General features: G+C 69.9%; 22 protein-coding genes. 16 read left to right on the top strand and 6 right to left on the bottom strand.

The genetic code is table 11. The annotated features are described in order from the left end of the window. The 5 genes from AC1DXV_RS13160 to AC1DXV_RS13140 form a co-directional block, all read left to right on the top strand. Nucleotides 1-1,213: vWA domain-containing protein (locus AC1DXV_RS13160; RefSeq protein WP_477933921.1), on the top strand; the 1,213-nt coding region annotated here is incomplete at its 5' end. A gap of 60 nt (nt 1,214-1,273) precedes the next feature. After that, the gene (locus tag AC1DXV_RS13155; RefSeq protein WP_477868631.1) at nt 1,274-1,882 is read left to right on the top strand and encodes a TetR/AcrR family transcriptional regulator; all 609 of its coding nucleotides are present in this window, start codon (nt 1,274-1,276) and stop codon (nt 1,880-1,882) included. A gap of 38 nt (nt 1,883-1,920) precedes the next feature. After that, nucleotides 1,921-2,952 (top strand): MBL fold metallo-hydrolase, encoded by a 1,032-nt coding sequence (locus AC1DXV_RS13150; RefSeq protein ID WP_477868629.1) that lies wholly within the window; start codon nt 1,921-1,923, stop codon nt 2,950-2,952. Nucleotides 2,953-2,970: 18 nt separating this feature from the next. Continuing rightward, nucleotides 2,971-3,363 carry an Ig-like domain-containing protein gene (locus AC1DXV_RS13145; protein ID WP_477868627.1) on the top strand — a complete coding sequence of 131 codons (393 nt, stop codon included), beginning with the start codon at nt 2,971-2,973 and terminating at the stop codon, nt 3,361-3,363. After that, entirely contained in the window at nt 3,363-4,223 is an 861-nt protein-coding gene (locus tag AC1DXV_RS13140) for a MipA/OmpV family protein (RefSeq protein ID WP_477933919.1), read from the top strand. The genes AC1DXV_RS13145 and AC1DXV_RS13140 overlap by 1 nt, the downstream gene beginning before the upstream one ends. On the opposite strand, the gene AC1DXV_RS13135 is transcribed toward AC1DXV_RS13140, so the two are convergent. Then, nucleotides 4,220-4,636 carry a hypothetical protein gene (locus tag AC1DXV_RS13135; protein ID WP_477868623.1) on the bottom strand — a complete coding sequence of 139 codons (417 nt, stop codon included), beginning with the start codon at nt 4,634-4,636 and terminating at the stop codon, nt 4,220-4,222. The genes AC1DXV_RS13140 and AC1DXV_RS13135 overlap by 4 nt on opposite strands. A 277-nt stretch (nt 4,637-4,913) precedes the next feature. Here AC1DXV_RS13135 and AC1DXV_RS13130 point away from each other — a divergent pair, with 277 nt between their 5' ends. Beyond that, nucleotides 4,914-8,534, top strand: coding sequence for a hypothetical protein (locus tag AC1DXV_RS13130; RefSeq protein ID WP_477933917.1), 3,621 nt, complete (start codon nt 4,914-4,916; stop codon nt 8,532-8,534). A 3-nt stretch (nt 8,535-8,537) separates the two neighbouring features. Here AC1DXV_RS13130 and AC1DXV_RS13125 read toward each other — a convergent pair whose 3' ends face one another. Next, nucleotides 8,538-9,329 carry a CPBP family intramembrane glutamic endopeptidase gene (locus tag AC1DXV_RS13125; protein ID WP_477864538.1) on the bottom strand — a complete coding sequence of 264 codons (792 nt, stop codon included), beginning with the start codon at nt 9,327-9,329 and terminating at the stop codon, nt 8,538-8,540. Beyond that, the gene (gene recQ / locus AC1DXV_RS13120; protein WP_477864537.1) at nt 9,326-11,305 is read right to left on the bottom strand and encodes a DNA helicase RecQ; all 1,980 of its coding nucleotides are present in this window, start codon (nt 11,303-11,305) and stop codon (nt 9,326-9,328) included. The genes AC1DXV_RS13125 and recQ overlap by 4 nt, the downstream gene beginning before the upstream one ends. Here recQ and AC1DXV_RS13115 point away from each other — a divergent pair. Further along, the gene (locus AC1DXV_RS13115; protein WP_477864536.1) at nt 11,295-11,813 is read left to right on the top strand and encodes a cupin domain-containing protein; all 519 of its coding nucleotides are present in this window, start codon (nt 11,295-11,297) and stop codon (nt 11,811-11,813) included. The genes recQ and AC1DXV_RS13115 overlap by 11 nt on opposite strands. On the opposite strand, the gene AC1DXV_RS13110 is transcribed toward AC1DXV_RS13115, so the two are convergent. Continuing rightward, nucleotides 11,814-12,404 carry a hypothetical protein gene (locus tag AC1DXV_RS13110; RefSeq protein ID WP_477933915.1) on the bottom strand — a complete coding sequence of 197 codons (591 nt, stop codon included), beginning with the start codon at nt 12,402-12,404 and terminating at the stop codon, nt 11,814-11,816. A 200-nt stretch (nt 12,405-12,604) separates the two neighbouring features. Between AC1DXV_RS13110 and ssb the strand changes: the two genes are divergently transcribed. Together ssb and AC1DXV_RS13100 are read left to right on the top strand one after the other, a co-directional pair. Further along, complete coding sequence (ssb, locus tag AC1DXV_RS13105) at nt 12,605-13,138, top strand: single-stranded DNA-binding protein (RefSeq protein WP_477864534.1); 534 nt, start codon at nt 12,605-12,607, stop codon at nt 13,136-13,138. A 76-nt stretch (nt 13,139-13,214) separates the two neighbouring features. After that, nucleotides 13,215-13,709 (top strand): PIN domain-containing protein, encoded by a 495-nt coding sequence (locus tag AC1DXV_RS13100; RefSeq protein ID WP_477864533.1) that lies wholly within the window; start codon nt 13,215-13,217, stop codon nt 13,707-13,709. Nucleotides 13,710-13,738: 29 nt separating this feature from the next. Here AC1DXV_RS13100 and AC1DXV_RS13095 read toward each other — a convergent pair whose 3' ends face one another. After that, complete coding sequence (locus AC1DXV_RS13095) at nt 13,739-14,794, bottom strand: helix-turn-helix domain-containing protein (protein ID WP_477864532.1); 1,056 nt, start codon at nt 14,792-14,794, stop codon at nt 13,739-13,741. A gap of 174 nt (nt 14,795-14,968) precedes the next feature. On the opposite strand from AC1DXV_RS13095, the gene wrbA reads away from it, so the two are divergent. From wrbA to AC1DXV_RS13075, 4 genes are all read left to right on the top strand, one after another. Then, the gene (gene wrbA, locus AC1DXV_RS13090) at nt 14,969-15,568 is read left to right on the top strand and encodes an NAD(P)H:quinone oxidoreductase (RefSeq protein WP_477864531.1); all 600 of its coding nucleotides are present in this window, start codon (nt 14,969-14,971) and stop codon (nt 15,566-15,568) included. A 241-nt stretch (nt 15,569-15,809) separates the two neighbouring features. Beyond that, nucleotides 15,810-16,133, top strand: coding sequence for a c-type cytochrome (locus tag AC1DXV_RS13085; RefSeq protein WP_477864530.1), 324 nt, complete (start codon nt 15,810-15,812; stop codon nt 16,131-16,133). Between the two features lie 16 nt (nt 16,134-16,149). Continuing rightward, complete coding sequence (locus tag AC1DXV_RS13080; protein WP_477864529.1) at nt 16,150-16,623, top strand: (2Fe-2S)-binding protein; 474 nt, start codon at nt 16,150-16,152, stop codon at nt 16,621-16,623. Between the two features lies 1 nt (nt 16,624). Further along, complete coding sequence (locus AC1DXV_RS13075; RefSeq protein WP_477864528.1) at nt 16,625-18,805, top strand: xanthine dehydrogenase family protein molybdopterin-binding subunit; 2,181 nt, start codon at nt 16,625-16,627, stop codon at nt 18,803-18,805. Nucleotides 18,806-18,817: 12 nt separating this feature from the next. On the opposite strand, the gene AC1DXV_RS13070 is transcribed toward AC1DXV_RS13075, so the two are convergent. Beyond that, on the bottom strand, nt 18,818-19,753 hold the full coding sequence (locus AC1DXV_RS13070) for a LysR family transcriptional regulator (RefSeq protein ID WP_477864527.1): 936 nt from the start codon (nt 19,751-19,753) through the stop codon (nt 18,818-18,820). 142 nt (nt 19,754-19,895) lie between these two features. Between AC1DXV_RS13070 and AC1DXV_RS13065 the strand changes: the two genes are divergently transcribed. The 3 genes from AC1DXV_RS13065 to AC1DXV_RS13055 all read left to right on the top strand — a co-directional run. After that, a complete protein-coding gene (locus tag AC1DXV_RS13065; protein ID WP_477864526.1) occupies nt 19,896-20,357 on the top strand; it encodes a VOC family protein in 462 nt (153 codons plus the stop codon). Nucleotides 20,358-20,487: 130 nt separating this feature from the next. Next, complete coding sequence (locus AC1DXV_RS13060) at nt 20,488-20,928, top strand: hypothetical protein (RefSeq protein WP_477933913.1); 441 nt, start codon at nt 20,488-20,490, stop codon at nt 20,926-20,928. 239 nt (nt 20,929-21,167) lie between these two features. Continuing rightward, the coding region (locus AC1DXV_RS13055) for an FG-GAP-like repeat-containing protein (RefSeq protein ID WP_477933911.1) at nt 21,168-25,790 on the top strand (4,623 nt) is incomplete at its 3' end.

Here is a 25,790-nt window from a genome sequence, read left to right as displayed (position 1 = left end):
GGCGATGGCCGCCGGCGCGCCGGCCGATGCGGTGCGCGAGCGCGCGCCGACGGCCGTCGCGCCGGTCGCTCCCGCCGCGAAATCGTCGGCCGACGCCAGCGGGTCGTTCGCCCCCGAGCCCTGGCCGGCCCCGCCCGCGCCGCAGCCGACGAAGCCTCGCCCGGCACGCGAGACCGTCACCGCCGGCATGGTCGACGACAACGCCGACTTCGGCGAGTACCTCGCCTACCGGCAGCGCAACGCCGGCCTGCCGGTGCGCGAGCGCGACATCAGCGAACGCTACCTGCTCGAAGTGACCGACGCGCAGGGCGACCCGGTGCACGACGCCGAGGTGGCGATCCAGCGCCCCGGCGTCGCGCAGCCGGTGATGTGGGCGCGGACCGACACCGCCGGCCGCGTCTGGCTGCACCCGCGTGCGTTCCTCGGGCAGGGCACGCAGGGCGACCGCATGCTCGGCATCGCGGTGCGCAAGAACGGCGTGCAGGGTCGTGCCCAGCTGCAGCGCGGCCAGGCGAGCGCGGTGCAGGTGCGCCTCGGCCAGGCGGTGGCGGCGCAACGCCCGCGCCTGGACCTGGTGTTCCTGGTCGACGCGACCGGCTCGATGGGCGATGAGATCGCGAAGCTGAAGAACTCGATGCACGCGATGGCGCAGCAGATCTCGCAGTTGCCGGTGCAGCCCGATGTCTGCTGGGGCCTGGTGGCCTACCGTGACCGCGGCGATGCCTTCCTCACGCGCACGCAGGACTTCACCGACGACCTGCGCGGCTTCCAGCAGGTGCTCGGCCAGGTCCAGGCGAATGGCGGCGGTGACACCCCGGAGGCGCTGAACGAGGCGCTGCACGAGGTGGTGCATGGCCTGAGCTGGCGGCGCGACGCGGCCCGCATGGTGGTGCTGGTCGCCGATGCGCCGCCGCACCTGGACTACGGCGGCCCGCAATACGACACCGACATGCAGGCCGCACTCGCGAAAGGCATCAAGCTGTTCGCGGTCGGCGCGAGCGGGCTCGACCCGGTCGGCGAGTACATCTACCGGCAGATGGCGCAGTACACCGCGGGCCGCTTCGTGTTCCTGACCTACCGCGATGCGGCCGACCCGGGCAGCGGCCCCGGCACGCAGACCTCGCACGACGTGAAGCAGTACTCGGTTCAGACGCTGGACCGGCTGGTCGTGAAGCTGGTCGGGGATGAACTGGCGAAGCTGAAGCGCACTTGACAACATGTGCACATAATGTAAAGTGGCGGCAATCGATCAACCTTCCGCCACGCTTCAGCGATGCCTTCCGAAACTCCCGATCCGACCAGCGTGCGCCGCGACGCCCTCCTGCAGGCCGCCGCCGGCGTGTTCCTGCGCTACGGCTACCGCAAGACCTCGATGGACGACCTGGCGCGCGCCGCCGACCTGTCGCGCCAGGGCCTCTACCTGCACTTCGCCAACAAGGAGACGCTGTTCAAGGAGGTGGTCGTGCAGCTGATCGGCCAGAGCCGCGCCACGATGCGCGCGGCGCTGGCGCGCGACGCGCTGCCGATCGAGGAGCGCCTGCTGGTCGCCTTCATGGCGCTGAAATCGCAAGGCGACGGCAGCGAGATGCCGCAGGAGCACCTGGCCGAGCTGTTCGCCACCGCGACGCAGCTGGTCGGCCCGGTGCTCGACGAGCTCGAGCAGGCGATGGTCGCCGACCTGTCGCGCGTGCTGCAGGCCAGCGGCATCGCCGCCGGCTGGAAGGAAGCCGGCCTCGGCGCCAAGGACCTGGCGCTGCACCTGACCGCCGCGTCGCACGGCATCAAGCACCAGGCGAAGAGCACCGCCGAGTACCGCGAGCGCATGCGTGTCGCGATCCGGCTGGTGTGCCGCGTGCCTGCACCTGTCTCCACGCGCCGCTGAGCGTGCGCCCCTGAACGCCCACCCGGAGTGACCTCGCCATGACTTCCGCCTCCCTCTGCCCCCGCCGCCTGGCGCCGGTCGACCATTCGCAATCGCCGCAGCACCGCGACGGCAAGTTCCGCAACGTCGCACCGCGCCAATCGCCCGGCTTCCTGAAGACGCTGTCGATCGCCTGGCGCGTGCTGACCAGCAAGCCCGACACCACCGTGCCGCACGCGCCGATCCCGGTGCAGGCGCTGACCGCCGCGGCGCTGGCCGAGGCGCCCGATGCAAGCCTGTTCCGGCTCGGCCATTCGACGCTGCTGCTGAAGCTCGCCGGCGAGTTCTGGCTCACCGACCCGGTGTTCTCCGAGCGTGCGTCGCCGGTGCAGTGGGCCGGCCCGAAGCGCTTCCACGCGCCGCCGATCTCCATCGCCGACCTGCCGCCGATCAAGGGCGTGATCCTGTCGCACGACCATTTCGACCACCTCGACCACGCTGCGATCCTCGAGCTCGCGCCGAAGGTGGAGGTGTTCATCACGCCGCTGGGTGTCGGCGAGCGCCTGGTCGGCTGGGGCATCGATGCGGCCAAGGTGCGCCAGCTCGACTGGTGGCAACAGACCACGGTGCACGGCGTGCAGCTGGTGGCCACGCCGGCGCAGCATTTCTCGGGCCGCAGCCTGAGCGACGGCGACCGCACGCTGTGGGCCTCGTGGGTCATCGTCGCGGGCGACCTGCGGCTGTTCTTCAGCGGCGACACCGGCTACCACGCCGATTTCAAGACCATCGGCGACCGCTTCGGCCCGTTCGACGTGACCCTGCTCGAGACCGGTGCCTACGACAAGGAATGGCCCGAGGTGCACATGCAGCCCGAGGAGACGCTGCAGGCCCACCTCGACCTGCGCGGGCGCTGGCTGATGCCGGTGCACAACGGCACCTTCGACCTGGCGCTGCATCCGTGGCACGAGCCGTTCGACCGCATCCTCGACCTGGCCGCGACGCACGGCGTGCGGCTGGCCACGCCGCAGATGGGCGAGCGCCTGCCGCTGGACGCACCGCAGCCGGGGAAACGGTGGTGGACCAGCGTTTGAGCGGGGTAGCATCCGCTGATGCGACGACCTGCCCACCTTTCCGCCGTGCTCGCCGGCGCGGCGCTGCTCACCGCCTGCGGCGGGGGCTTCTACGTCGAATGGAGCAACGGCTTCGGTGACGACGACCCGCCGAGCGTGCAGCTCGTGGCCTCGTCCTCGTCGGTTCCGGCCGGCGGCTCGGTGCGGCTGTCCGCTGCGGCGAGCGACGACAGCGGCATCGACGAGGTGCGCTTCTACCGGATCGACGGCATCGGCTCGGTGCTGTTGGGCGGCGATGGCGTGCCGCCCTACGAATGGACGCTGACCGGCCCGACCGACGGCCGCAGCACGGTGCGCGTGTATGCGCGCGCGGTGGACAACGAGGGCCACGCGGCCGACAGCAACGCGCTGACGCTGGACGTGACGCGCTGATGCGCCGCTTGCCGCGGGCCCTCACGCTTCTCGTTCCGCTGTTCTTCGCCGCCTCGCTCGCCCAGGCGCAGCAGGCCGACGCACCGCCCGCGAAGATCGAAGCCACGCCGAGCGGCAAGCCGCTGTGGGAGATCGGCGTCGGCGGCGTCGCCGTCAACGGCCCCGACTACCCGGCCGCCGGCACGCGGCACGCGCGCATCGCGCCGGTGCCGATCCTCGTCTACCGCGGCGAGCGCCTGCGCGTCGACGAAGACGGCGTGCGCAGCCGGTTGTTCGCCGGCGGGCGGCTCGAGCTCGACCTGTCCGGCGCCGCCGCATTCAATGCGCGCGACAACGATGCGCGCCGCGGCATGCCCGGCCTGGACTACCTGTTCGAGCTCGGCCCGCAGCTGCGCTGGCGCCTGCCGCTGCAGGACGGCCAGCAGGTCAGCGCGCACCTGAAGGCGCGCGCGGTGTTCTCGACCGATGGGCGCGGCATCGACCGCCACGGCAGCGTCGTCGAGCCCGAGCTGCGCTGGCAGCGCCGCGGCTGGCCCGACAGCGAGAGCCAGGTGCAGCTCAGCGTGGTCAGCACCTGGGCCAGCGAGTCGCTGCACGACTACTTCTACCAGGTGGACCCGCGCTACGCGACCGCGCAACGGCCGGCCTACGACGCGAGCTCTGGTTACTTCGGCAGCGGCGTGCGTGCGTGGTGGTCACGCCGCGTCGCGGCCGACACGGTGCTGAGCCTCGGCGCCTCGCTGAACAATCACGCCGGCGCGGCCAACCGCGCGAGCCCGTTGTTCGAACGCAGCAGCACCGCCAGCTTCGCGGCGGCGCTCATCTGGACGCCCTGGAAGAGCGAGCAGCGGGTGCCCTAGAACTCCACCATCAGGTGCAGCACGTGCGAGCCGATGCGCTTTTCAACGCGCGGAATGAAGGCGATGCGCGTCGTCACGCCGTGCACCGTGAACAGCGACACCGTCGGCACGAACAGCGGCTGCACCGCGTGGTCGTAGCCGGTCACGCCGCCCATCGTCACGCCGAAGCGGCCGTGCTCCAGCGTGTAGCCGGCGTAGGCGCTGTTGCGGCGCAGCGAGTTGCGATACGCGCCGACCGTCCAGTTGTCGTCGCTGCGGTAGTAGAGGCCCGGGTTCGAGTTGTTGTAGCGCTTCGCCGGGATGTGCTTGCTCGCGATGTGCAGGCCCCAGGTCTCGGCCGCCGCCACGGGTGCGAATGCGGCCAGCGACAGACCGGCGAGGCATGCGACGAGGAGAGGGCGGAGCAGGAACATGGGGCGGGCTTTCGATCGGGTCTGTCTGTGCCCTTTCTTTTCGACGGCCCGGCGTCGGCACGAAGCGGTCGTTTCGGACCCGCAGGCGGGTCCGCGCACAAGAACACGGCATTTGTTGGCGCCCGCACGGCCGGTTACAGCTGGGTTTCATCGCGCTGACACAGGCTGTCAGGCAGCCCCCTAGGTCGCAGGTCGGACAGCGGCTGACAAGCGCCCCGCGCGGTCCTACAGTCGCGGCGAGGCCGCCACGCGAACGGCCCTCCAGGGGACACGGCTCATGAAGCCTCAAGACGATGGACCGGCAGCCTTGCCGGCCGGCTCTTTGCCGGATGACTGGCTCGCATTGCAACAGGCCGAACAGCTGGCACTGCAGGCGCGGCGCCGCCACGTGCTCGGCCTGGCCGACGGCGACGCGCACCCGGCGCTGAAGCTGCCCAGCGTCGGCCTCGCGCTGTCCGGCGGCGGCGTGCGCAGCGCGACCTTCGCGCTCGGCCTGCTGCGCGGCCTCTCGCAGAACCACGGCCAGCCGAACCGCGAGCGCGCCGACCCGGCCGACCGCTCGCTGGTGGCCGACGGCCTGCTGGGCCGCGTCGACTACCTGTCCACCGTCTCGGGTGGCGGCTACGCCGGCGCGATGTTCGGCCGCCTCGTCAACGCCTTCGGGCTGCAGCAGGCGCAGGCGCTGCTCGCGCGCAGCGATTCACCGGTGCTGCAATGGCTGCGCCGCAACGGCCGCTACCTGTCGCCGGCCGGCTCGCGCGACATCGGCATCGCGGTCGTCACCTACCTGCGTGCCTGGCTGGCGATCCACACCGAGTTCATGTTCGCCTGCATGCTGCTCGGCCTGCTGGTGATCGCGCCGCACCTGTGGCAGCACAGCACGCAGCAGCTCGACCCGCAGGGCTGGGAGCGGTGGTTCACGCCGTGGTGGCCGGCCGCGCTGGCGCTGTGGGCCGCGACCGCGCCGGGCCTGGTGGCCGGCTACTGGGCCGCGCGCGACACGCACGACCCCGATGCGCGTGCGGTAGGGCCCGGCTGGCGCGACGTGGTGTTCGTCACCGCGATGGCCTTCGCCGCGTGGCTGCTGCTGCGCGAGCTGCGCAGCGGCAGCACGGTGAACCCGATGCGCGATGCGCTCGACTGGGCCACCGCGGCGCTGCTCGCGCTGCTGTCGATCGTGGTCGGCCAGCTGTTCGTGCAGACGCGGCTGGCGCTCGGCCGCGAGCCGCATGCGCTGGCCGTCGCGCGGCTGCGCAACCAGCTGACGCGCTGGCTGAAGGCGGCCACGCTCGTCGTCGCGGCGATCGGCGGGCTCGGCGCGCTCGACCGCGTCAGCTGGTGGGTGCTGGAGGAGCTGCAATCGGGCAACCAGTGGCTGTGGGGCGGCGTCGGCTTCGGCGGCGTCGTGGTGCTGGTGCTGCGCCGGCTCGCGCAGCCGCTGCAGCAGATGGCGGCCGAGGCCGGCGCCCGCGCGCGCGGCTGGCTGCCGCGGCTGATGGACGTCGGCTCGCTGGTCGGCCTGCTCGCGCTGGTGACGGCCTGGCTGGTCGTGCTGCAGTGGTTCGTGTTCGCGCCCGAGACCTTCAGCGCGCTGCGCGAGGTGCCGGCGTGGATGCGCGCCACGCTGGTCGGCGCGCTGTGGCTCGGCTGGATCGTGCTGACCGCCGGCAATGCGCAGATGGCGAACACCTCGTCGCTGCACAGCTTCTACCGCGCGCGGCTGACGCGCGCCTACCTCGCGGTGGGCAACCCGCGGCGCGGCCTGGTGGGTGTGGGCGCGGAAGGCATCGAGGGCGGCCCGGCCAAGGACGTGACCAGCGTGGTCGACGGCGACGACACCGCGCTCGACAGCTACCGCCCCGAGGCCCGCGGCGGCCCGATCCACCTGGTGAACACCTGCCTGAACCAGACGCGCGACGACCAGAGCGGCCTGTACAACGCCGACCGCAAGGGCACCGCGGTGACCGCGACCTGGCGCGGGCTGGAGATCGGCGCGGCGGAGTTCGTCGCGCTGCAGCCGGGCGACGACACCGGCACGCTGGGCCGCTGGATCGCGGTGTCGGGCGCGGCGGCCTCGCCCGGGGCCGGCTCGTACACCTCGCGCGGTCTCGCGCTGCTGGTGTACTTCCTCGGCGTGCGGCTCGGCCACTGGGTGCGCGCGCCGCGCGACTCGGTGCGGCTGCGCTGGCTCAGCCGGCTCGCGTGGCGCTTCGCGCCGAAGCCCCTGATGCTGGCGAGCGAGGCCTCGGCCACCTTCTTCGGTGTCGAGCGGCCCTGGTGGTACCTGTCGGACGGCGGGCACTTCGAGAACAGCGGCATCTACCCGCTGCTCAAGCGCGAGACCGATTTCATGGTGCTCGCCGATGCCAGCTGCGATGCCGACTACGGCTTCGGCGACATCGAGAACCTGGTGCGCAAGGCGCGCATCGACTTCGGCGCCGAGATCGACTTCTACACCCGCGAGGAGGCGCAGCACCTGTTCAGCCTGGCCGGCAGCGACCTGACCGTGCTGTCGCCCGAGCACATGGCCGACAACCACTCGTGCCGCGGCGTGCTGCTGGCGCGCGTGCGCTACCGCGAGCGTGCCGGCCCGCGCGGGCCCTGGCGCCCCGAGGGCACGCTGCTGGTGGTGAAGCCGAACCTGCACGACGCGCTCGATGTCGACCTGCTGGCCTACGCGCGGCAGCACGAGCGCTTTCCGCACGAGTCGACCGGCGACCAGTCGTTCGACGAAGCGCAGTGGGAGAGCTACCACCGCCTCGGCGAGGACTTCGGCCGCGCGCTGCACGACACCTGGCTCGCGCAGCTGCCCGGCTGGCGCAGCCCGGCGCGGCATGGCCTGCGGGTGGCCGCGCGGCTGCGCAGCGCGGCCGACGAGGCGGCGGCGGCCGGCGCGAAGGCCGAGCCGCTGTGGCGGCGCGCCGCGAAGGCCACCGCGATCACGACGACGCTCGGGGTGGGGGCGTCGGGCACGCTGCTGCTGTCGGTGTGGCAGGTGCAGGAGCAGCTGCAGCGCAACCGCACCGACCAGCAGACCGAGGCGCGCCTGCTGTTCACCGAGGTGTCGAAGGCGCTGCAGGATTTCAACGGCCGCTGCCCGAAGGTGGCCGAGCACGTGGTGACGCAGGCCTCGCTGCTGTTCGACCTGCGCGGCAGCCCGGCGATGCGCCCACTGGAGCGCGCCGGCGTCGAGCGGCTGGCCGGCCGCATCGCCGACGAATGCCGCAAGGATGCCGACGCCAGCGAAGACTGCGTGGCCGCGAGCCAGCGCCTGCGCAACGACCTGTGCGCGGTGGTGCAGAAGCCGCCGACCGAGAACACCGCGTTCAGCTACTGGCACCCCGGCACCTCGCCCGCCGAGCAGGCGGTGGCGGCCGGGCGCATCTGGCTGGCGCTGACCGGGCGCGCGTCGCAGCTCGCGAGCGCGGCGCAGGGGGAGCTGCCCGTGCCCCCGCCACCGGTCGCGGCGGCCCCGGTCGACTCACCGCAGAAGGCGAGCCTCGCCGCCTGCCGGCCAGGCGACGAGCGCAGCACGCTCTACATCGAGATCTACGACGAGGCCTCGCGCGAGGCCGCGAGCGCGCTGCGCCAGGCAATCCAGCAGGAGGCCGACGTGCTGGTGCAGGTGGCGCCGATCGACAACGCGGCGCGCAATGCCGAGCTGCGCCAGCAGCGCCGCCCGGTGCCGTGGCCGGTGCCGACCTTCGTGCTGCACGACCCGGCCGGCCGCGAGTGCGCGCTGGCGCTGTCGCGCTTCATCGGCGAGCCGTGGGTCACGCCGCAGCGCATCGACGGCGTGTGGATCCGCGAGCGGCGGCGCTCGGCGGTGCCGCGCCCGGGCGTGATCGAGCTGTGGCTGCCGCCGGTGCTGGTGGCGGGGCAGTCGGCGGAGCCTTGAGGCCTAGGGCTTCGAGGGCAGGCGCAGCAGGCGGCGCAGGCCCCAGGCGAACAAGGCCAGCGCCACCGGCAGCGCGAGCGGGTTGTCGATCGTGTCGGCCAGCCAGCGGCCGTCGGCGCTCGCCATCCACAGCACGCCGCCGTTGAACGCCGCATGCAGCAGCACGCAGGGCCACAGCGAGCGCGTGCGCTGGTACGCGAGCCCGAGCACCAGCCCGGTGCTGAGGCCGACGAAGAACTGGTAGACGTTGAAGTGCGCGAGGCCGAACAGCGCGGCCGAGTGCACGATCGCGGTGGACGGCGGGTAGCGCAGCAGCAGCCCGCGCAGGATCAGGCCGCGGAACAGCATCTCCTCGAGCACCGGCGCCAGCACGCAGGCCGACAGCGTCGCCGCGAACGTGCCGTCGACCGCGTGCGCGAACCACTCCGCCTCCCAGGCCGACAGCGGCAGCAGCGACTGCAGCAGCCAGTCCATCCAGCCGTTCACCGACCACAGCAGCGGCAGCATGGCGAGCAACGGCGCCGCGCTGGCGAGCAGCGTGTGCAGCGGCGGTGCCGGCGCGTCGTGCAGCAGCTGCGCATGCGTGAGCCCGCGCCAGGCGAGCAGCGTCGACACGACGATGCCGGTGGCCAGCACGCGCGTCAGCTCGCCGAGCTGCGCCTCGCTCAGCGCCAGCGTGTCCTGCAGGTCCATCAGCACGCCGCCGAGCAGCATCTCCAGCAGCACGAAGGCCAGCACCGTCAGGATCGCGGCGCCCAGCCCGTAGGGCAGGGTCTCGGGGCTGCGCCCGCTCATTCGCCGAGCACCCGCAGGATCTCGCTGCCGTACGCCTCCAGCTTCTTCGCGCCGACGCCGCTGATGTGGCCCAGCGCTTCCAGCGACGACGGCTGCGCGCGCGCCATCTCGGCGAGCGTCGCGTCGTGGAAGATCACGTAGGCCGGCAGCCCGTGCTCGCGCGCGACCTCGGCGCGCCATGCCTTCAGCGCGGCGAAGCGCAGCAGCCCGTCGTCGTCCAGCGGCACCGGCGGCGGCTTGTCGCGCCCGCCCTTCGCGCTGCCTGTCTTGCCCTTGGTGCTGCCGCGGCGCGCCTTCGGCGTCTCGCTCGCCTCGCGCAGCAGCAGCGTCACCTCGCCGCGCAGCACCTCGCGTGCGCTCGGCGCGAGCTCCAGCGTGTTGTATTCACCCTCGGTGCGCAGGTGGCCGAGCGCGATCAGCTGGCGCAGCACGCCGCGCCACTGCACCTCGCTCAGGTCGGCGCCGATGCCGAAGGTCGACAGCGACTGGTGGCGGTACTGCGTCACCTTGTCGGTGGTCTTGCCGCGCAGCACGTCGATCAGGTGGCCGGCACCGAAGCGCTGGCCGTGGTTCTGGTGGAAGCGGTAGATGCAGCTGAGCGCCTTGCGCGCCGGCTCGGTGGCATCCCAGGTGGCGGGAGGGTGCAGGCAGTTGTCGCAGTTGCCGCAGGGCTGGCTCGCCTCGCCGAAGTAGGCGAGCAGCCGCACGCGGCGGCAGTCGTGCGCCTCGGCGAGTGCCAGCAGCGCGTCGAGCTTGGCGCGCTGGCCGCGCTTGAACTCCTCACCGGCCGGGCTCTCGTCGATCATGCGACGCTGGTTCACCACGTCGGCCAGGCCATAGGCCATCCAGGCGTCGGCCGGCAGCCCGTCGCGGCCGGCGCGGCCGGTCTCCTGGTAGTAGCCCTCGATGTTCTTCGGCAGGTCGAGGTGGGCGACGAAGCGCACGTCGGGCTTGTCGATGCCCATGCCGAACGCAACGGTCGCCACCATCACGACACCGTCCTCGCGCAGGAAGCGGTCCTGGTGGCGCTTGCGCACGTCGGCGTCCATGCCGGCGTGGTACGGCAGCGCGTTGATGCCCTCGGTCTTCAGCCAGTCGGCGGTCTCGTCGACCTTCTTGCGCGACTGGCAGTACACGACGCCGGCATCGCCCTCGTGCTCGTCGGTGACGAAGCGCAGCAGCTGCGCGCGGGCGTTGTCCTTCTCGACGATGCCGTAGCGGATGTTCGGCCGGTCGAAGCTGCTGATGAAGACGCGCGCCTCCTGCAGCTGCAGGCGCTCGATGATGTCGGCGCGGGTCAGGTCGTCGGCGGTGGCCGTGAGCGCGATGCGCGGCACGCCGGGGTAGCGCTCGTGCAGCACGTTCAGCGAGAGGTAGTCCTCGCGGAAATCGTGGCCCCACTGGCTCACGCAATGCGCCTCGTCGATCGCGAACAGGCTCAGCAGCCCGCGCTCGTGCAGCGAATCGAGCTGCGCGAGGAAGCGCGGCGTCGTGATGCGCTCGGGCGCGGCGTACAGCATCACGAGGCGGCCGCTCATCATCTCGCGCTCGATCTTCTGGGTCTCGTCGAGCGTCAGCGTCGAGTTCAGGAACGAGGCGTGCACGCCGGCCTCTTCGAGCGCGCCGACCTGGTCGTGCATCAGCGCGATCAGCGGGCTGACGACCAGGGCCACGCCGCGGCCGGCACGGTGCCGCGCGATCGCCGGCACCTGGTAGCACAGGCTCTTGCCGCCGCCGGTGGGCATCAGCACCAGCGCGTCGCCGTCGGCGTTGACGTGGTCGACGATGGATTCCTGGGCGCCGCGGAATGCGGTGTAGCCGAACACCTCCTGCAGGATCTGCAGCGGTGCGGTGGAGGGTTCGGGGGTCACGGGCGGGGCGGAGGGGGCGGACGAGGCCGCGATGTTACTCGGCGCGCTCCGGGCGGGTTTCTGGCACCCTTGCACCTTCACCAGGAGACTGCCGATGACCGACATCCACACGCCGCGGGCCGACCAGCTGCGGCAGCTGTTGATCCGCAACTTCGAGACCACCCCGCGCACGCACGATGTGCGCGAACCCCTGTACGACTCGATGACCGGGCGGCTGGCCAAGGGCACCTCGGCGCTGAAGCTGGGCGCGAGCATCGACGTGGTGCCACCCGGCAAGCGCAGCTGCCCGTACCACTTCCACTATGCGCAGGAGGAGATGTTCATCGTGCTCGAGGGCGAGGGCACGCTGCGCGTGGCCGGCGAGCACCTGGCGCTGGCGGCCGGCGACGTGGTCTTCATCCCGCCGGGGCCGGCGTACCCGCACCAGATCATCAACACATCCGATGCGCCGCTGAAGTACCTGTCGATCAGCACCAAGGACAGCCCGGAGGTGGTGGAGTACCCCGATTCGGGCAAGTACCTGGCGACGGCGACGCGGGAGGGCGATCCGTACGGCTTCGGGCGGATGCACCGCGCCGATACGGACCTGGAGTACTGGGACGGCGAGCCCTGATCAGCCCTTGCGGACCTGCGCGTCGGTCTTCTGGCGGTGGATCTTGCGGCTCTGGCGGTTCTCGGCGTGCTGGATGTTGCGCTCCTCGGCCGCACCGACGTGGCCGTCGCGGGCGGCCGCCGCTTCCTTGCGGTCGACGTGCGCCTGGCCGCGCTCGAGCTTCGACACTTCGTGGTTCGTCAGCGAGCCGTTCTGCACGCCGGCCTCGACGCGCTTCTGCTGGTTGATGTTGCGCTGCACGTCGGCCTGCATCCGCTCCGACGAGGCCGAGGTCGGGTTGCCCTTCACGCCGTTGTGCTTGGCCGCGGCGATGTCGCTGCTGACCTTGTTCTGCGCGGCGTTCAGGCGCAGCTTCTCGTCGGTGGAGAGCTTGCCGTCCTTCAGGGCCTGGGCCTGCAGGTGGTCGACCCGGCTTTCCTCGCGTTCGAGCTTGCCGGCTTCCTTGGTGCTGAGCTGGCCGCTCTGCAGGCCCTGCTGGATGCGTTCCTGCTGGTTCACGTCGCGCTGGACGCTGCCGGCGGTGCTGGACTGGGCGAAGGCGCCGGCGCTGGCGGCGAGCATCATCGAGCCGATCAGGAGGTTGAGCTTCATGGTGTGGACTCCGGTTCAGGGTGGGTGGGGGTGGAGAGTGGCGCGACCCTGCACCGACAACGGCAGCGTGCGGCCGTCGTTGACCCTGGGCCGTGTGAAGTTTCGTTGCCCGGGCGTGACCAGATGCATCGCTGATAATCGGGCATTCCCCTCGCAGTCCCCCGGATTCCCCCGTTCTACTTTTTCAGGAGCCGCTTTCCATGGCCTCGATCAACAAAGTCATCCTCATCGGCAACCTGGGTCGTGACCCCGAAGTGCGCTACTCCGCCAACGGCGCCGCGATCTGCAACGTGACCCTCGCCACCTCGCGCAACTGGAAGGACAAGACCTCCGGCGAGAAGATGGAAGAAACCGAGTGGCACCGCGTGGTGTTCTACGACCGCCTGGCCGAGATCGCCGGCGAGTACCTGAAGAAGGGCCGCTCGTGCTACGTCGAAGGCCGCCTGAAGACCCGCAAGTGGCAGGACAAGGACGGCGCCGAGAAATACACCACCGAGATCATTGCCGACAACATGCAGCTGCTGGGCGGCCGTGATGGCGGCGGCGAAGAAGGCGGCGGCGGTGGCGGCTACAGCCGCGGCGCCTCGGGCGGTGGCGGTGGTGGTGGCAGCGATCGGCCGGAACGCGCCGAGCGGGCCGAGCGCCCCGCACCGGCCTCGCGCCCGGCGGCCACCAAGCCGGCGGCGAAGTCGTCGACCGGCTTCGACGACATGGACGACGACATTCCGTTCTGAGATTTTCTGGTTCAAGTCAACATCGGACAGCCCGCCAGCCGCCATCCCCGCCGAGAACTGAGCCCGCTCGGAAGGTATGCCCGCGCCGCCTGTCTACATCAGCGACACCAACATCTGGATCGACTTCAGTCACGCCGGCTTGTTGGATGCGCTGTTTACGCTGCCATTCACCTTCGTCAGCACCGATTTCGTCGTGCAGGAGCTCAATGAGCCGGCGCCGCTTGGGCTGATGGAGCGAGGGCTGGTGGTGGAGGCGCTGCCGGGAGAGGTCCTGGCGGAGCTGTTCGCATTGAGGGTCCGGCACGACAACATCTCGCTGGCGGACTTGTCCTGCTTCTGGGTGGCCCGTCAGCAGCAACATCCGTTGCTGACGGGGGATGCGCGGCTGCGCAGCCTGGCTGAGCAAGCTGGACTGCAGGTGCATGGCGCCCTGTGGCTTCTGGATCAGTTGGTGGCGCATGGCGTGACGCCTTGTATGCGAGCCGCAGCCGGCTTGCGGGCCATGCTGGCGCGTGGTGCGCGCCTTCCAGCCTCAGCCTGTGAGGAGCGTCTGGCGGCCTGGAATGGCTGAGCCGGGCTTCGGTCCTGTCGCTGGGCTGTTCAGCGCGGCAGGCCCGTGAAAGCAGGCTCGAGTTCGGCCATGCTGCATTGGAGGAACTCGGCCGCACGCGAGCGGCTGATCAGGTCTTCGGCCAAGGCTCGGTAGACCATCGATTCAAAGCGGCGCGGCTGCTCGGGCAGCAGCGGCTCTGGCTCGGCAGAACGCCAGCCGTTGACGGAGAACTGGATGTTCATGGACTGATAGCCCGGATCCGAGATCAGCCGCAGATCCTTCAGCCGGCGCAGGGCAGCACCCATCGAGATCCCGTAGCGTCGCTTGGCGTTCAGTAGTTCAATGGGTAGAACGCGGTGCCGCAGGTGGGTGCCGAAGTCGGCTTCGACGCGCTGGCGCGGGTAGAGCAGGGCACCGGCAAAGCGGTGGCAGCAGCCTTCCTTCTCTTTTTCGAGCATGTTGTCGGGCAGCATCATTGCCCAATGCCCCAGCTCATGCGCAGCAGTGAAGCGCATGCGCTCCCCAGGTCGTTCGCGATTGAGCGCGATGAGCAAATGGCGCTCGTCATGCGTGGCGGCGCAGGCGCCATCGAAATCGTCGACGTGTTCCAGCAATGCGACCTTGATGCCATGGCCTTCCAGCAGTTCGGTCAGGTGCGCGATGGCGTCCCCTCCGATGGCCCATTGTTCTCGCAGTCGCTCTGCCGCGGCTTCGGCCTCATCGGCACTGGTCACCTCGAACGCGCGGGGCGCTTGCAAGGAGGCTTGCGCCGCGTCGTCCGCGCCGAAGCATTGCTCCAGGCGGATGTAGCGCTCCAGCACATCGCGCGCGCGCTCCTCGATCTGCTGTTGGCGCTTCCTGGGCATGCTTGAGAGCTTGCGGAACTCAAGGGGCGCCAGCTGCACGATGTCGCTTCGGAAGAAGTACTCCGGCTTCACGCCGAATACGCGTGCGAGCTGCAGCAGCCGCGTCGAGTTCGGCAATGCCTGCCCCTTCTCGAACTTGCTCAAGCCCTGTTTGGTGATGTCGCCCATGCGCTGGGCCACTTCGTCCAGACTGAAGCCCCGAAGCAGCCGCGCACGGCGGATTTGATCGTTGATCATGTCTGCCCCGTGGTTGACGAATTCTAGTACTTGGACGATTTCGTCAACTGGCGGATGCGAAGCGAGTGGGCATTGCCGCCCATTCAGCCGATTTGAAGCCTGTGTTCGCCCCCGTGCAATCCGCGCCGGCCACCGGCGCCCAGAATGCGCTCAGCCCACCAACCAGGAGCAAGCATGGCCAAGGTTCTCGTCCTCTACTACAGCAGCTATGGTCACATCGAGACGATGGCCCAGGCGGTCGCCGAAGGTGCGCGCGGCACCGGCGCCACGGTCGACATCAAGCGCGTGCCGGAAATCGTGCCCGAGGCCGTCGCGAAGGCCTCGCACTTCAAGCTCGACCAGGCCGCGCCGATCGCCACCGTCGACGAGCTGCCGAACTACGACGCGATCATCTTCGGCGTGCCGACCCGCTTCGGCAACATGGCCGCGCAGATGAAGAACTTCCTCGACCAGACCGGCCCGCTGTGGTTCGCCGGCAAGCTGATCGGCAAGGTCGGCTCGGTGTTCGCCAGCACGGCGACGCAGCATGGCGGCCAGGAGAGCACCATCCTCAGCACGCACACCGTGCTGCTGCACCAGGGCATGGTGATCGTCGGCCTGCCGTACGCTTGGCAGGGCCAGATGAAGCTCGACGAAGTGACCGGCGGCAGCCCGTACGGTGCCACCACGATCGCCGCCAGCGACGGCTCGCGCCAGCCCTCGGCCAATGAGCTCGAAGGTGCGCGCTTCCAGGGCCGCCACGTCGCCGAGATCGCGGCCAAGCTGGCCCGCTGATCGCACGCGTTCCCCGGCCGGCCACCCTCGGCCGGCCGAATGGCCTCGGCGCCCTGCCGAGGCCTCTGTCAGCGCGTCCGCCGACGATTGCCGCGGCGCTACCCGCCGCACCGCGCGCTGACTATCGACATCCGGTTCACACGCCATCGCGCGCACAGCGCTACCCGACGAGGAGACGCGTCCCTAGACTGCGCTCCGATCGGCCCCAGCCATGCATTCACCTCCTCGCGAAAGGTCCCCGATGTCTTCCTTCATCCGCGTTGCCGCCCTGGCCGCATTCAGCCTTGCACTCGCCGCACCGGCCGCACCGGCGTCCGCCAGCGAAGCCCTGGCCCGCAAGTACGCCTGCACCGCCTGCCACCAGATCGACAGGAAGCTGGTCGGCCCGTCGTTCAAGGACATCGCTGCGAAGTACGCCGATGGCAGCGTCGATGCGAAGCAGTTGGCCGCCCGCATCAAGGCCGGCGGCTCGGGCAAGTGGGGCGCGATCCCGATGCCGGCGCAGGCCCAGGTGCAACCGGCCGATCTGGACGCGCTTGCCGCCTGGATCCTCGCGACGAAATGAAGCCCAAGGACCTGCGATGAAAACCACGCTCGACATCAATGGCACGCCGCGCCCCGTGGAGGTCGACCCCGACACGCCGCTGCTGTGGGTCATCCGCGACGTGCTCGGCATGACCGGCACCAAGTTCGGCTGCGGCATGGCCTTGTGCGGCGCCTGCACCGTGCACCTCGACGGCCAGCCGATCCGCTCGTGCGTGACGCCGGTCGAATCGATCGGCAGCGGCCGCATCACGACGATCGAGGCCATCGGGCAGACCGCCGTGGGCCGCCAGGTGCAGAAGCTCTGGACGATCAAGGAAGTGCCGCAGTGCGGCTACTGCCAGTCCGGCCAGATCATGGCCGCCACCGCGCTGCTGCGCGACAACCCGGCGCCCACCGATGCCGACATCGATGCCGCGATGTCGGGCAACGTCTGCCGCTGTGGCACCTACGTGCGAATCCGCGAGGCGATCAAGCAGGCCGCCCGCGAACTCGCCGCACCGAAAGCCTGACATGCACGATTCGAAATCCGTCGCGGATGATGGCGCCACGCTGTCGCGCCGTTCCTTCCTCGCGTCTGCCTCCGCGGCCGGTGGTGCGCTGGTGCTCTCGTTCCACCTGCCCGACGCGAATGCGGCGGCCGCAAAGCGCGCGGCGCCCGCGGTGTTCGCGCCCAACGCCTATGTGCGCATCGGCGCCGACGACAGCGTGACGATCGTCGTCGCGCTGGTCGAGATGGGGCAGGGCACGTTCACCTCGGTGCCGATGCTGATCGCCGAGGAGCTCGAGGTCGATCTCGCCAAGGTCAAACTGGAACAGGCGCCGCCGGACGAGAAGCGCTACGGCCATCCGCTGTACGGGATCCAGGTGACCGGCGGGTCGGGCTCGATGCCTGGCGCCTGGAAGGTGCTGCGCCAGACCGGCGCCACCGCGAAGGCCATGCTGCGCAGCGCGGCCGCGCAGACCTGGCAGGTGGGCGAAGGCGAGTGTGTTGCAGCGAACGGCGCGATCCGGCACGTGCCCACGGGCCGCCAGCTGCGCTACGGCGCGCTGGCCGCCAAGGCGGCCACGCTGCCGGTGCCGAAGGACGCGCCATTGAAATCGCCGGCCGACTTCCGCCTCGTCGGCCGCCCGGTGCACCGCCTGGACACGCCATCGAAGGTCAACGGCACCGCGCTGTTCGGCATCGACGCGCAGGTGAAAGGCATGAAGTTCGCGGCGGTGGCCAACTGCCCGGTGATCGGAGGCCGCTTCCGATCGATGGACGATCGCAAGGCGAGGGCGGTGAACGGCGTGCGTGCGGTCGTCAGTTCAGAAGCCGCGGTGGCCGTCATCGCCGACCACCAGGGCGCGGCGAAGAAAGGGCTGGCCGCGTTGGAGGTGCAGTGGGACGAAGGCCCGTCGGCCGACTTCTCGAGCAAGCTGTGGGGCGAGCAACTGGCGCAGGCGCTGAAAGGCACCGGCCTGGTCACCACGCGCGAGGGCGATGTCGACAAGGCCATCGCCGCCGGCGCGCAGCGGCTGAGCGCCGTCTACGAGGTGCCTCCGCTCGCGCATGCCGCGATGGAGCCGCTCAACTGCACGGTGCACGTGACCCCCGGCCGCTGCGAGATCTGGGCCGGCACACAGGCGCCCGCCCGCGCGCAGGCGATGGTCGCGCAAGCGCTGGGCCTGAAGCCCGAGCAGGTGACGGTGCACAACTTCCTGCTGGGCGGCGGCTTCGGCCGCAAGCTCGACGTCGACTACATCGTGACGGCCGCGCAACTCGCGAGGAACGTGCGCTACCCGGTGAAGCTCGTCTTCAGCCGCGAAGAAGACATCCAGCACGATGCCTACAAGCCGTACTTCCGCGACGAGATGGCGGCTGCGCTGAACGAACGCGGCGAGCTGGTGGCCTTCAGCCACCGCACCGCCGGCTCGTCGGTGATCGGCCGCTATGCGCCGCAGTGGGTCGCCAACGGGCTCGACGCCGACGCGGTCGACATGGCGGGCTCCTCGTACGACATCCCGAACAAGTACATCGAGTACGTGCGCCATGAGCCGCCGAAGGGCTTGCTGACCGGCAACTGGCGCGGCGTCGGGCCGACGCACCAGGTGTTCGTCGTCGAATCGTTCATCGACGAGCTGGCCGTGCTCGCCAAGGTGGATCCGGTGCGCTTTCGCGAGCGCATGCTGGCGAAGAACCCCAATGCGCTCGCCGCGTTGCGGCTGGCCGCGGCCCAGGCCGGCTGGGGCGAACCCCTGGCGGCGGGTCGAGGCCGCGGCGTCTGCGTGGCCGAGGCCTTCGGCGGGCATGCCGTGCTGGTCACCGACGTCAGCGTCGCGAAGGACGGCAGCCTCAAGATCGACCGCATGGTCTGCGCGGTGAACTGCGGCCTGCCGGTCAACCCCGACGGCGTGCAGGCGCAGGTGCAGGGCGGCCTGCTGTTCGGCCTCACCGCGGTGCTGTACGGCAGCATCACCTTCGAGCGCGGCCGCGTGCTGCAGAGCAACTTCCACGACTACCAGCCGCTGCGCATCAGCGAGGTGCCGCAGGTGCAGGTGCACATCGTGCCGAGCGAGCAGCCGCCGGTGGGCGTCGGCGAGATCGGCACGGTCGTCGTGGCGGCCTCGGTGCTCAATGCGGTGTACGCGGCCACCGGCAAGCGGCTGCGCACGTTCCCGATCGACACCGCGCAGCTGAAGTCGGCGTGAGGCGGGCAAGCGTCAAGGGGCGCTCCAGTCCACCGCCTGCATGAACTGGATCAGCGCCCGCAGCTTGCCCGGCATCTGCCCGCGGTTCGGGTAGTACAGGTAGAAGGACTCGCCGGGGCGCGTGAACTTCTCGAGCACCGGCACCACCTGGCCGGCCTGCAGTGCGGGCCGTGCGAACTGCTCGAAGGCCAACGCGAGCCCGTGGCCCTGGGCCGCGGCGTCCAGCGTGCAGCGCATCTCGCTGAACACCAGGCGGCCGTGCACCTCGATCGTCGCGGCCTTGCTGCCGCTGCCGAAGCGCCACGCGAAGAACTGGCTGCGGTTGCCGATGCGCTGGCGAATGCAGTCGTGCTGCAACAGGTCTTCCGGCTTCGCCGGCTTGCCGCGCGCTTTCAGGTAGGCCGGCGACCCGACGACGAGCAGCCGCTGCAACGGCCCGATCGGCACGCCGATCATGTCCTTCTGCAGCGCGTGCCCCAGGCGGATGCCGGCGTCGAACCCGCCCGTGATGATGTCGCTCAGCCCGTTGTCGACGGTCATCTCCAGCGTGATCTCGGGGAAGCGCTTCATGAACGGCTGCAGGTGCGGCTCGATCAGCGACGCGTAGGCCACGTACGAGGTGTTGATGCGCAGCAGTCCGTGCGGGCCGCTCGACACATCGCCCACCTCCTGCACCGAGCGGCGGATCTGCTCGAGCGCCGGTGCCAGCGTGCCCAGCAGTTGCGCGCCCGCTTCGGTCAGGCCCACGCTGCGCGTCGTGCGGTTGAACAGGCGGATGCCGAGCGAGGCCTCCAGCTGCTTCACGGTGCGCGAGATCGCGGTCGGCGTCACGTCCATCTCGGCGGCCGCGCGCGTGAAGTTCATGTGCCGGGCCACGCTCTCGAATGCGATCAGGCCGGGCAGGCTGATCGGCGGCTTGCTGTCTCTCGCAACCGGCTCCAGGTTCATCGGGATCCCTCCGTGGATGGCGCGCGATTATGAAGTGGGGGTTCAGAGTGCACCCCGGTGGCGTCGATTCTCTTTCGCGAGACTCAAACCTACGCTTCGGTCATCGCAGTTTTCATCACCCCGAATCAACGAGGACCCCACCATGCCCACCGTCAACATCCCCGCCACCCGCCCGGCCAGCCCGTTCGCCTCGATGAAGGGGCACCACGTCGCTGTGCGCGTGCCCGACTTCGAGGTGGCCGTCCGCTGGTACACCGAGAAGCTCGACTTCCGCGTCGTGCACCAATGGCCGTATGCCGACCAGCGGCTCGCCTACCTGGCCCCGGCGACCGACAACGACTTCTTCGTCGAGATCCTCGGCGACGGCCAGCCGCGGCCGATCCCCAAGCCCGTCTACAGCGACCTCGGCGACAGCCTGCGCCTGGCCGGCTTTCACCACTTCTGCCTCAACGTCGCCGACATGGAGAGCACCGTCGCGGAGCTGCGCCGGCGCGAGGTCCACATCGTCACCGAGCCGTTCGAGCTGCCGGTCATCGGCCGCCGGCTGGCCTTCATCGCCGACCCCTTCGGCAACCTGATCGAGCTCGCGCAAGTCGTCTCGTGAGCCGGAGAACGCGATGACCCGAACCCTTCTTCCGCCCAGTTCCGGGCAGCGGCCACGGTAGACTCCCCGCGCAGCACAACGAGCCGCGCGTATCGACGCACGGCCAGCCCTGTTCTCCGGAGGAAGCCCGATGCGCGCGATGAAATGGTTGCTGGTGCCCCYGGTCCTGGTGGGCCTGGTGGTGCTGTATTTCTTCGGCGCGGTGAAATGGAGCTACTCCGACGGCGAGCGCGCCGGCTGGGTGCAGCAGCTGTCGCGCAAGGGCTGGGTCTGCAAGACCTGGGAAGGTGAGCTGGCCCTGGTCTCGCTGCCCGGCAGCACGCCGGAGAAATTCCGCTTCACGATCTGGGACGAGGCCACCGCCGACAAGGTCAACCTCGTGATGGGCAAGCGCGTCGCGCTGCACTACGAGCAGAAGGTCGGCTTGCCGGGCAGCTGCTTCGGCGAGACCCGCTACTACATCACCGGCGTGCGCGTGCAGGACGAGATCTCGCTCGCGCCCGGCGTGATCGTGCCGGTGTCGGCCCAGCCTGCTGCATCGGCCCCACCAGCGGCCGCCTCCAAGCCCTGACGGCTCGGCCCGCTGACCGGGCCGGTGTACCCCAGCGCTGGGTACGAATGAACCCCCTCAAGGTTGATGAAATCACTCGGCCTGTCGTGAAAAATCCCCTTCCGCATCGCTAGACTGCGCGCACCGCAGCGGCAGACCACTGCCGCGCGGGTTGCCAGCGCCCCACTGGGCCGAAGGCGACACAACACCTGACCCGTCATTGGATTGCGCCGGTCGACGACCGGTGTGGGAGGACTGTCTTGGAACTGATCTTGGTAGCGTCGCGGCGTGTCCGCGGCCTGGTGGTGTCATGCGTGGGCGCGCTGGCGCTCTCGACTTTCTCGTTGACAGCGTGGGCGCAGCTGGCAGTCGGCCAGGATGGCCAGCCTGGCTATCAACATCCGATCGCGGTGCCGCCGGGCATTGCCGGCATGGTGCCGACCATCGCGCTGGCGTACGGCGGTGACGGCAACGGGCCGGTGGGCCACGGCTGGTCGCTGACSGGCGTCTCGTCGATCGCGCGCTGCGGCGCGAAYCTCGCGACCGACGGRCGCRTCCGCGGCGTCGACAACACGGCGGCSGACAAGYTGTGCCTCGAYGGCCAGCGGCTGATCCAGACGGGTGCGACGGGCGYGGCGATGGCGTTCCCGCAGACCGACGACAGCGCAGGCGGCAGCGGCCTGCTGCGCGAGTTCCGCACCGAGCGCGATTCGTTCGCGCGCATCCGGGCTTATGGATCGGGCGGCAATGCCCCGGCGTACTTCAAGGTGTGGACCAAGGACGGCCGGATCTACGAGTACGGCAACAACAGCAATGCCTCGGCCGATGCGGCCGTGACGGCGCAAGGCACCGGCGTCATCACCACTTGGCTGGTGAGCCGCGTCAGCGACCTGCGCGGCAACTACATCGACTACCAGTTCCAGCAGCGCGACGGATTGGCGTGGGGCAGCGGCACGGTGGCCGGCACGCCGATCACGGGCCACGACTGGAGCCTGCGCGAGRTSCGCTACACCGGCACGCCGACRCAGGCGCCGGGCAACAAGSTGGTGTTCAGCTACGAAGACCTGCCGGCGCTCGCCMCCACCGGCAAGCCGCAGGCGCGGCGCGAGGCCTACGTGGCSGGCAGCAAGCTCTTGAACGTGCAGCGYCTCACCCAGGTGCAGACCTTCGTGAACGYGRACRSCACGCCGCTSAAGGTGAAGACATTGCGGCTCGCCTACGACAGCGGCCCGGTGACCAACCGCAGCCGCCTGAAGCGGCTCACCGAGTGCATCGGAGCAGCCGAGTCGGCCTGCTTCCCGCCGGAGACCTTCGACTACGCCGCCGATGGCAGCGACGCGTACCAGCGCAACACGGCGTTCGCGGCGAGCACCCTGGCGACCCTGACGATGCAGAGCACGGTGGTGCTGCGCGACAACCTGCGTTTCTCGAACTACGGCGTCATCACCGCCGATTTCGACGGCGATGGCAGGACCGACATCATCCGCTGGTCGGACAACCCGGCCGAGAACCAGCTCTACCTCAGCAATGGCGACGGCACGTTCAGCCAGGTGAGCGGCTTCAACATCACCGGCAGCGACCAGAAGCTCTTCGACAGCAGCGGTTGTTACAGCACGCGCGTGGCCGATTTCAACGGCGACGGGCTGCCGGACCTGTTGCGATACACCGGCACCAACTCGACGAACCTGGTGAGCAACTCCGCGTGTGCCGGCACCAGCGATCTCTACCTTAACAACGGCAATGGCAGCTTCACGCGCAAGGCCATCACCGGCGTGGCACTGGCCGAGACGGTCAGCCGCGACAACCTGAAGTTCCTGCACGGCGAGGCGCAGGTCGGGTGGCTCGGCTGGACCTCCGGTGCCACCTTCTACCTGCTGGACTTGGACAACGACGGCCTGCTGGATGTGGTCACCTCGACACTGGACTTCCAGCCCACCGTGTTCGGGCCCCCGACGGATCCGTGTGTGGACAAGACCTGCACGCGCGTCTTCAAGGGCGATGGCCAGGGCGGGTTCCTCGAACAGCTCACCAACGCGACGCACTGGAACTTCTATGCGACGCCGGAAGGTCCGTACTCGCTGGGCCAGCCCGGGCACATCGCCGACCTGGACAACGACGGCATGCCCGACCTCGTCGAGGCTGGGACGATCGGCTCCGACAGCGAGATGGTGTCGTCGCAGCGTGCCTGGCGCTCGCGCGGCGACTTCTCGTTCGACCCGATGCCGGTGAGTTATGTGAGTTGCCAGCAGACGCTGGACATCAATGGCGACGGCCGCCCCGACTGCCTGGACAAATTCGGCTCGACGCTGAATGCCTCGAATGGCGCGAGGGGTCTGTTCCGGGTGTCCAACTACCAAACGCCCGGCCTCTGGGCGCAGATCTGGACCGGCACCGGCGCCAACTTCATCCCGTCCGCCGGCTTCGTGATCGGTGACGTGAACCGCGACGGCCGCGACGACATCCTCAGCTGGAAGGACGATCCGACGAAGAACGCGCTGTACCTGAGCAATGGCGACGGCACCTACAGTGCATCGACCACGTTCAACCTGGTCACCGCCAACGACCAGCTGCAGAAGAGCGACAACTCGGCCGCCTTCGTGACCGGCGACTTCACCGGCCGTGGGGACGTGGAGATCCTGCGCCTGAAGGCCTCTGCATCGCCGGGTGACGGCAGCAGCAACCAGCTGTACGTGAGGACCGGCTCGTCGCTGCCGCCGGACCTGCTGGTCGGCGCGACCTCGCCACAAGGCCTGAAGACCACGCTGACCTGGGTGTCGATGGCCAACCCGACCAGCGGCGCACTCGGAAACCGCTACGTCAACGACCGGGGAGGCCCGAACGCGGCCGCGTACCCGCTGTTCGACGTGACGAACGCGAGCTATGTCATCGCCGGCAGCGAGCGCGACAGCGGTGTCGGCAGCGGCAAGCTGCGTGACGAGTTCCGCTACAGCGGCGCCAAGGGCGCGCACGACGGGCGAGGCGCGCGCAGCTTCCGCGAAGTGCGCAGCCAGCGGCAGGTGCCCGATGGCAGCACCCTCTCGCAATCCAGTGAGGTGCTGCACGTGCACCCCTACATCGGCTCGCCTGCACGCGTGCGGACCTGGCGTGGGGCGCTGGATGCGAGCTCGCCGGTGTTGCTGAGCGATGCGACGAACATCTACTGCGAGAAGTCCGCGACGCCGAGCGCCGAGGCGGCTGCGACCGTCTGGGCGCCTTGTCCGGTGCCGGCCAGCGTCAGGCTGCAGCGGCCCTATCCCTACAAGAGCATCAAGGCGGCGAAGGAACTGAATGGCGACACGATGCCCGTCACGACGGTGACGAGCTCGTTCAACGAGACCGGGGATCCGAAGGTGGTGACGACGACCATCAGCGGCAGTGCGGCCGGCGGTGTGGCGCAAGTCATCAGCGAGACGGCGACCCACTTCTACCGCGATGACGACATCGGCGATGACCGCTGGTTCCTGGGCCGCGTGGAAAGCGCCGCGCAGCTGCGCACGGCGCCGAACAACCTGGCGAGCGTCGGCGCGAGCGCCGGCACCGCGCCGGGGGCGACCGCCACGCGCGGTACGGCACCGGCGGCCACGCTGAGTGCGCCGTCCTTCCCGACCACACAGGTCGGGCAGACGAGCAGCGGCACCGCGACACTGAGCAACACCGGCGGCACGCCGATCGGCGTGACGGTGCCAACGGCGGCGGCGGTGTCGGGCAGCGAGTTCGGCTTTGCGGGGACGACCTGCGGTGCGAGCTTGCCAGCCAATGCGTCGTGCACGGTGAGCGTGAGCTTCTCGCCGACCGCGGCGGGTGCGCGCAGCGGCGGCTTGAACATCAACACCGAGCTGGGCGTGAAGAGCGTGGCGCTCTCGGGTACGGGCCAGGCACCTTCGGGCAGCCTGTCTGCACTGGCGTTTGGTGACGTTGCCGTCGGCGGCGCGCCGACGCTGGACTCGACGCTGGCGAACACCGGTATCGGCCCGCTGAGCGTCGCGGTGCCGACGGCAGCCTCGGTCAGCGGCACCGACTTCGGCTTCGTCTCGACGACCTGTGGCAGCTCGTTGCCGGTGGGCGGCGCATGCGTGGTGACGGTGCGCTTTCAACCGACGGCCAACGCCCTGCGCAACGGCGGCCTGAGCATCAGCACAGGCGCGGGGACTGTGTCCGCAGCACTCAGCGGCACGGGCCTGCAATCGGTGATCGCGGTGACCGGCAACGGTGCCGCCAGCCTGTCGGCGCAGAAGGGCGGCGCGGCGGGAAGCGGCACGGTCACCTTCACGAACAGCGGCAACCAGGCGGCGACGCTCACGATGTCGGGTCTGAGTGCGCCGTACTCGGTGAGCACGGCCAGTTGCGTGGCGCCTGCGGGCGGCAGCTGTGCCGTGACGGTGTCGATGACGACGGCCGGTGCGATCGGTGCGCAAGGCGGCCAGACCTTGACGGCCACCGGCGGCACGACCGGTGCGGTGTCGGCCTCGGTGGCTGGCACGTTGTACGGCTCGGCGATCTCGGTCACCGGCAACGGCGCAGGTGCGTTGAGCGCCACGAAGGGTGGCGGCGCAGCCTCCGGCACGGTGAGCTTCACCAACAGCGGCAACCAGGCGGTGACGCTTTCGATGTCGGGCCTCAGCGGCGTGTACAGCATGGCACCGGGCAGCTGCACGGTCGACGCGGGCGGCACTTGCGTGGTGACGGTGTCGATGAGCACGGGCGGCAACATCGGCGCGCAAGGTGCGCAGACGCTGGTGGCGACTGGCGGAACCTTGGGTGCAGCATCGGCCCCGGTCTCGGGCACGTTGACAGGCTCGGTTGCGACGCTTGTCGGCGGCAACCTGAGCTATGGCACGGTGAACCAGAACTCGGCGGTGCCGCAGAACGTGATCGCGTGGCGC

The sequence above is a fragment of the Rhizobacter sp. P3_C12 genome (assembly GCF_056402735.1).
The sequence above is the reverse complement of the archived record's forward strand: the minus strand, read 5'-3'. Positions and strand labels throughout refer to the sequence as shown.

Excerpts from the sequence above, each read along its gene's own strand:
- AC1DXV_RS13155 (WP_477868631.1), top strand. The coding sequence starts at position 1,274 with ATGCCTTCCGAAACTCCCGATCCGACCAGCGTGCGCCGCGACGCCCTC.
- AC1DXV_RS13150 (WP_477868629.1), top strand. The coding sequence starts at position 1,921 with ATGACTTCCGCCTCCCTCTGCCCCCGCCGCCTGGCGCCGGTCGACCAT.
- AC1DXV_RS13145 (WP_477868627.1), top strand. The coding sequence starts at position 2,971 with ATGCGACGACCTGCCCACCTTTCCGCCGTGCTCGCCGGCGCGGCGCTG.
- AC1DXV_RS13140 (WP_477933919.1), top strand. The coding sequence starts at position 3,363 with ATGCGCCGCTTGCCGCGGGCCCTCACGCTTCTCGTTCCGCTGTTCTTC.
- AC1DXV_RS13135 (WP_477868623.1), bottom strand. The coding sequence starts at position 4,636 with ATGTTCCTGCTCCGCCCTCTCCTCGTCGCATGCCTCGCCGGTCTGTCG.
- AC1DXV_RS13130 (WP_477933917.1), top strand. The coding sequence starts at position 4,914 with ATGAAGCCTCAAGACGATGGACCGGCAGCCTTGCCGGCCGGCTCTTTG.
- AC1DXV_RS13125 (WP_477864538.1), bottom strand. The coding sequence starts at position 9,329 with ATGAGCGGGCGCAGCCCCGAGACCCTGCCCTACGGGCTGGGCGCCGCG.
- AC1DXV_RS13115 (WP_477864536.1), top strand. The coding sequence starts at position 11,295 with ATGACCGACATCCACACGCCGCGGGCCGACCAGCTGCGGCAGCTGTTG.
- recQ (WP_477864537.1), bottom strand. The coding sequence starts at position 11,305 with ATGTCGGTCATCGGCAGTCTCCTGGTGAAGGTGCAAGGGTGCCAGAAA.
- AC1DXV_RS13110 (WP_477933915.1), bottom strand. The coding sequence starts at position 12,404 with ATGAAGCTCAACCTCCTGATCGGCTCGATGATGCTCGCCGCCAGCGCC.
- ssb (WP_477864534.1), top strand. The coding sequence starts at position 12,605 with ATGGCCTCGATCAACAAAGTCATCCTCATCGGCAACCTGGGTCGTGAC.
- AC1DXV_RS13100 (WP_477864533.1), top strand. The coding sequence starts at position 13,215 with ATGCCCGCGCCGCCTGTCTACATCAGCGACACCAACATCTGGATCGAC.
- AC1DXV_RS13095 (WP_477864532.1), bottom strand. The coding sequence starts at position 14,794 with ATGATCAACGATCAAATCCGCCGTGCGCGGCTGCTTCGGGGCTTCAGT.
- wrbA (WP_477864531.1), top strand. The coding sequence starts at position 14,969 with ATGGCCAAGGTTCTCGTCCTCTACTACAGCAGCTATGGTCACATCGAG.
- AC1DXV_RS13085 (WP_477864530.1), top strand. The coding sequence starts at position 15,810 with ATGTCTTCCTTCATCCGCGTTGCCGCCCTGGCCGCATTCAGCCTTGCA.
- AC1DXV_RS13080 (WP_477864529.1), top strand. The coding sequence starts at position 16,150 with ATGAAAACCACGCTCGACATCAATGGCACGCCGCGCCCCGTGGAGGTC.
- AC1DXV_RS13075 (WP_477864528.1), top strand. The coding sequence starts at position 16,625 with ATGCACGATTCGAAATCCGTCGCGGATGATGGCGCCACGCTGTCGCGC.
- AC1DXV_RS13070 (WP_477864527.1), bottom strand. The coding sequence starts at position 19,753 with ATGAACCTGGAGCCGGTTGCGAGAGACAGCAAGCCGCCGATCAGCCTG.
- AC1DXV_RS13065 (WP_477864526.1), top strand. The coding sequence starts at position 19,896 with ATGCCCACCGTCAACATCCCCGCCACCCGCCCGGCCAGCCCGTTCGCC.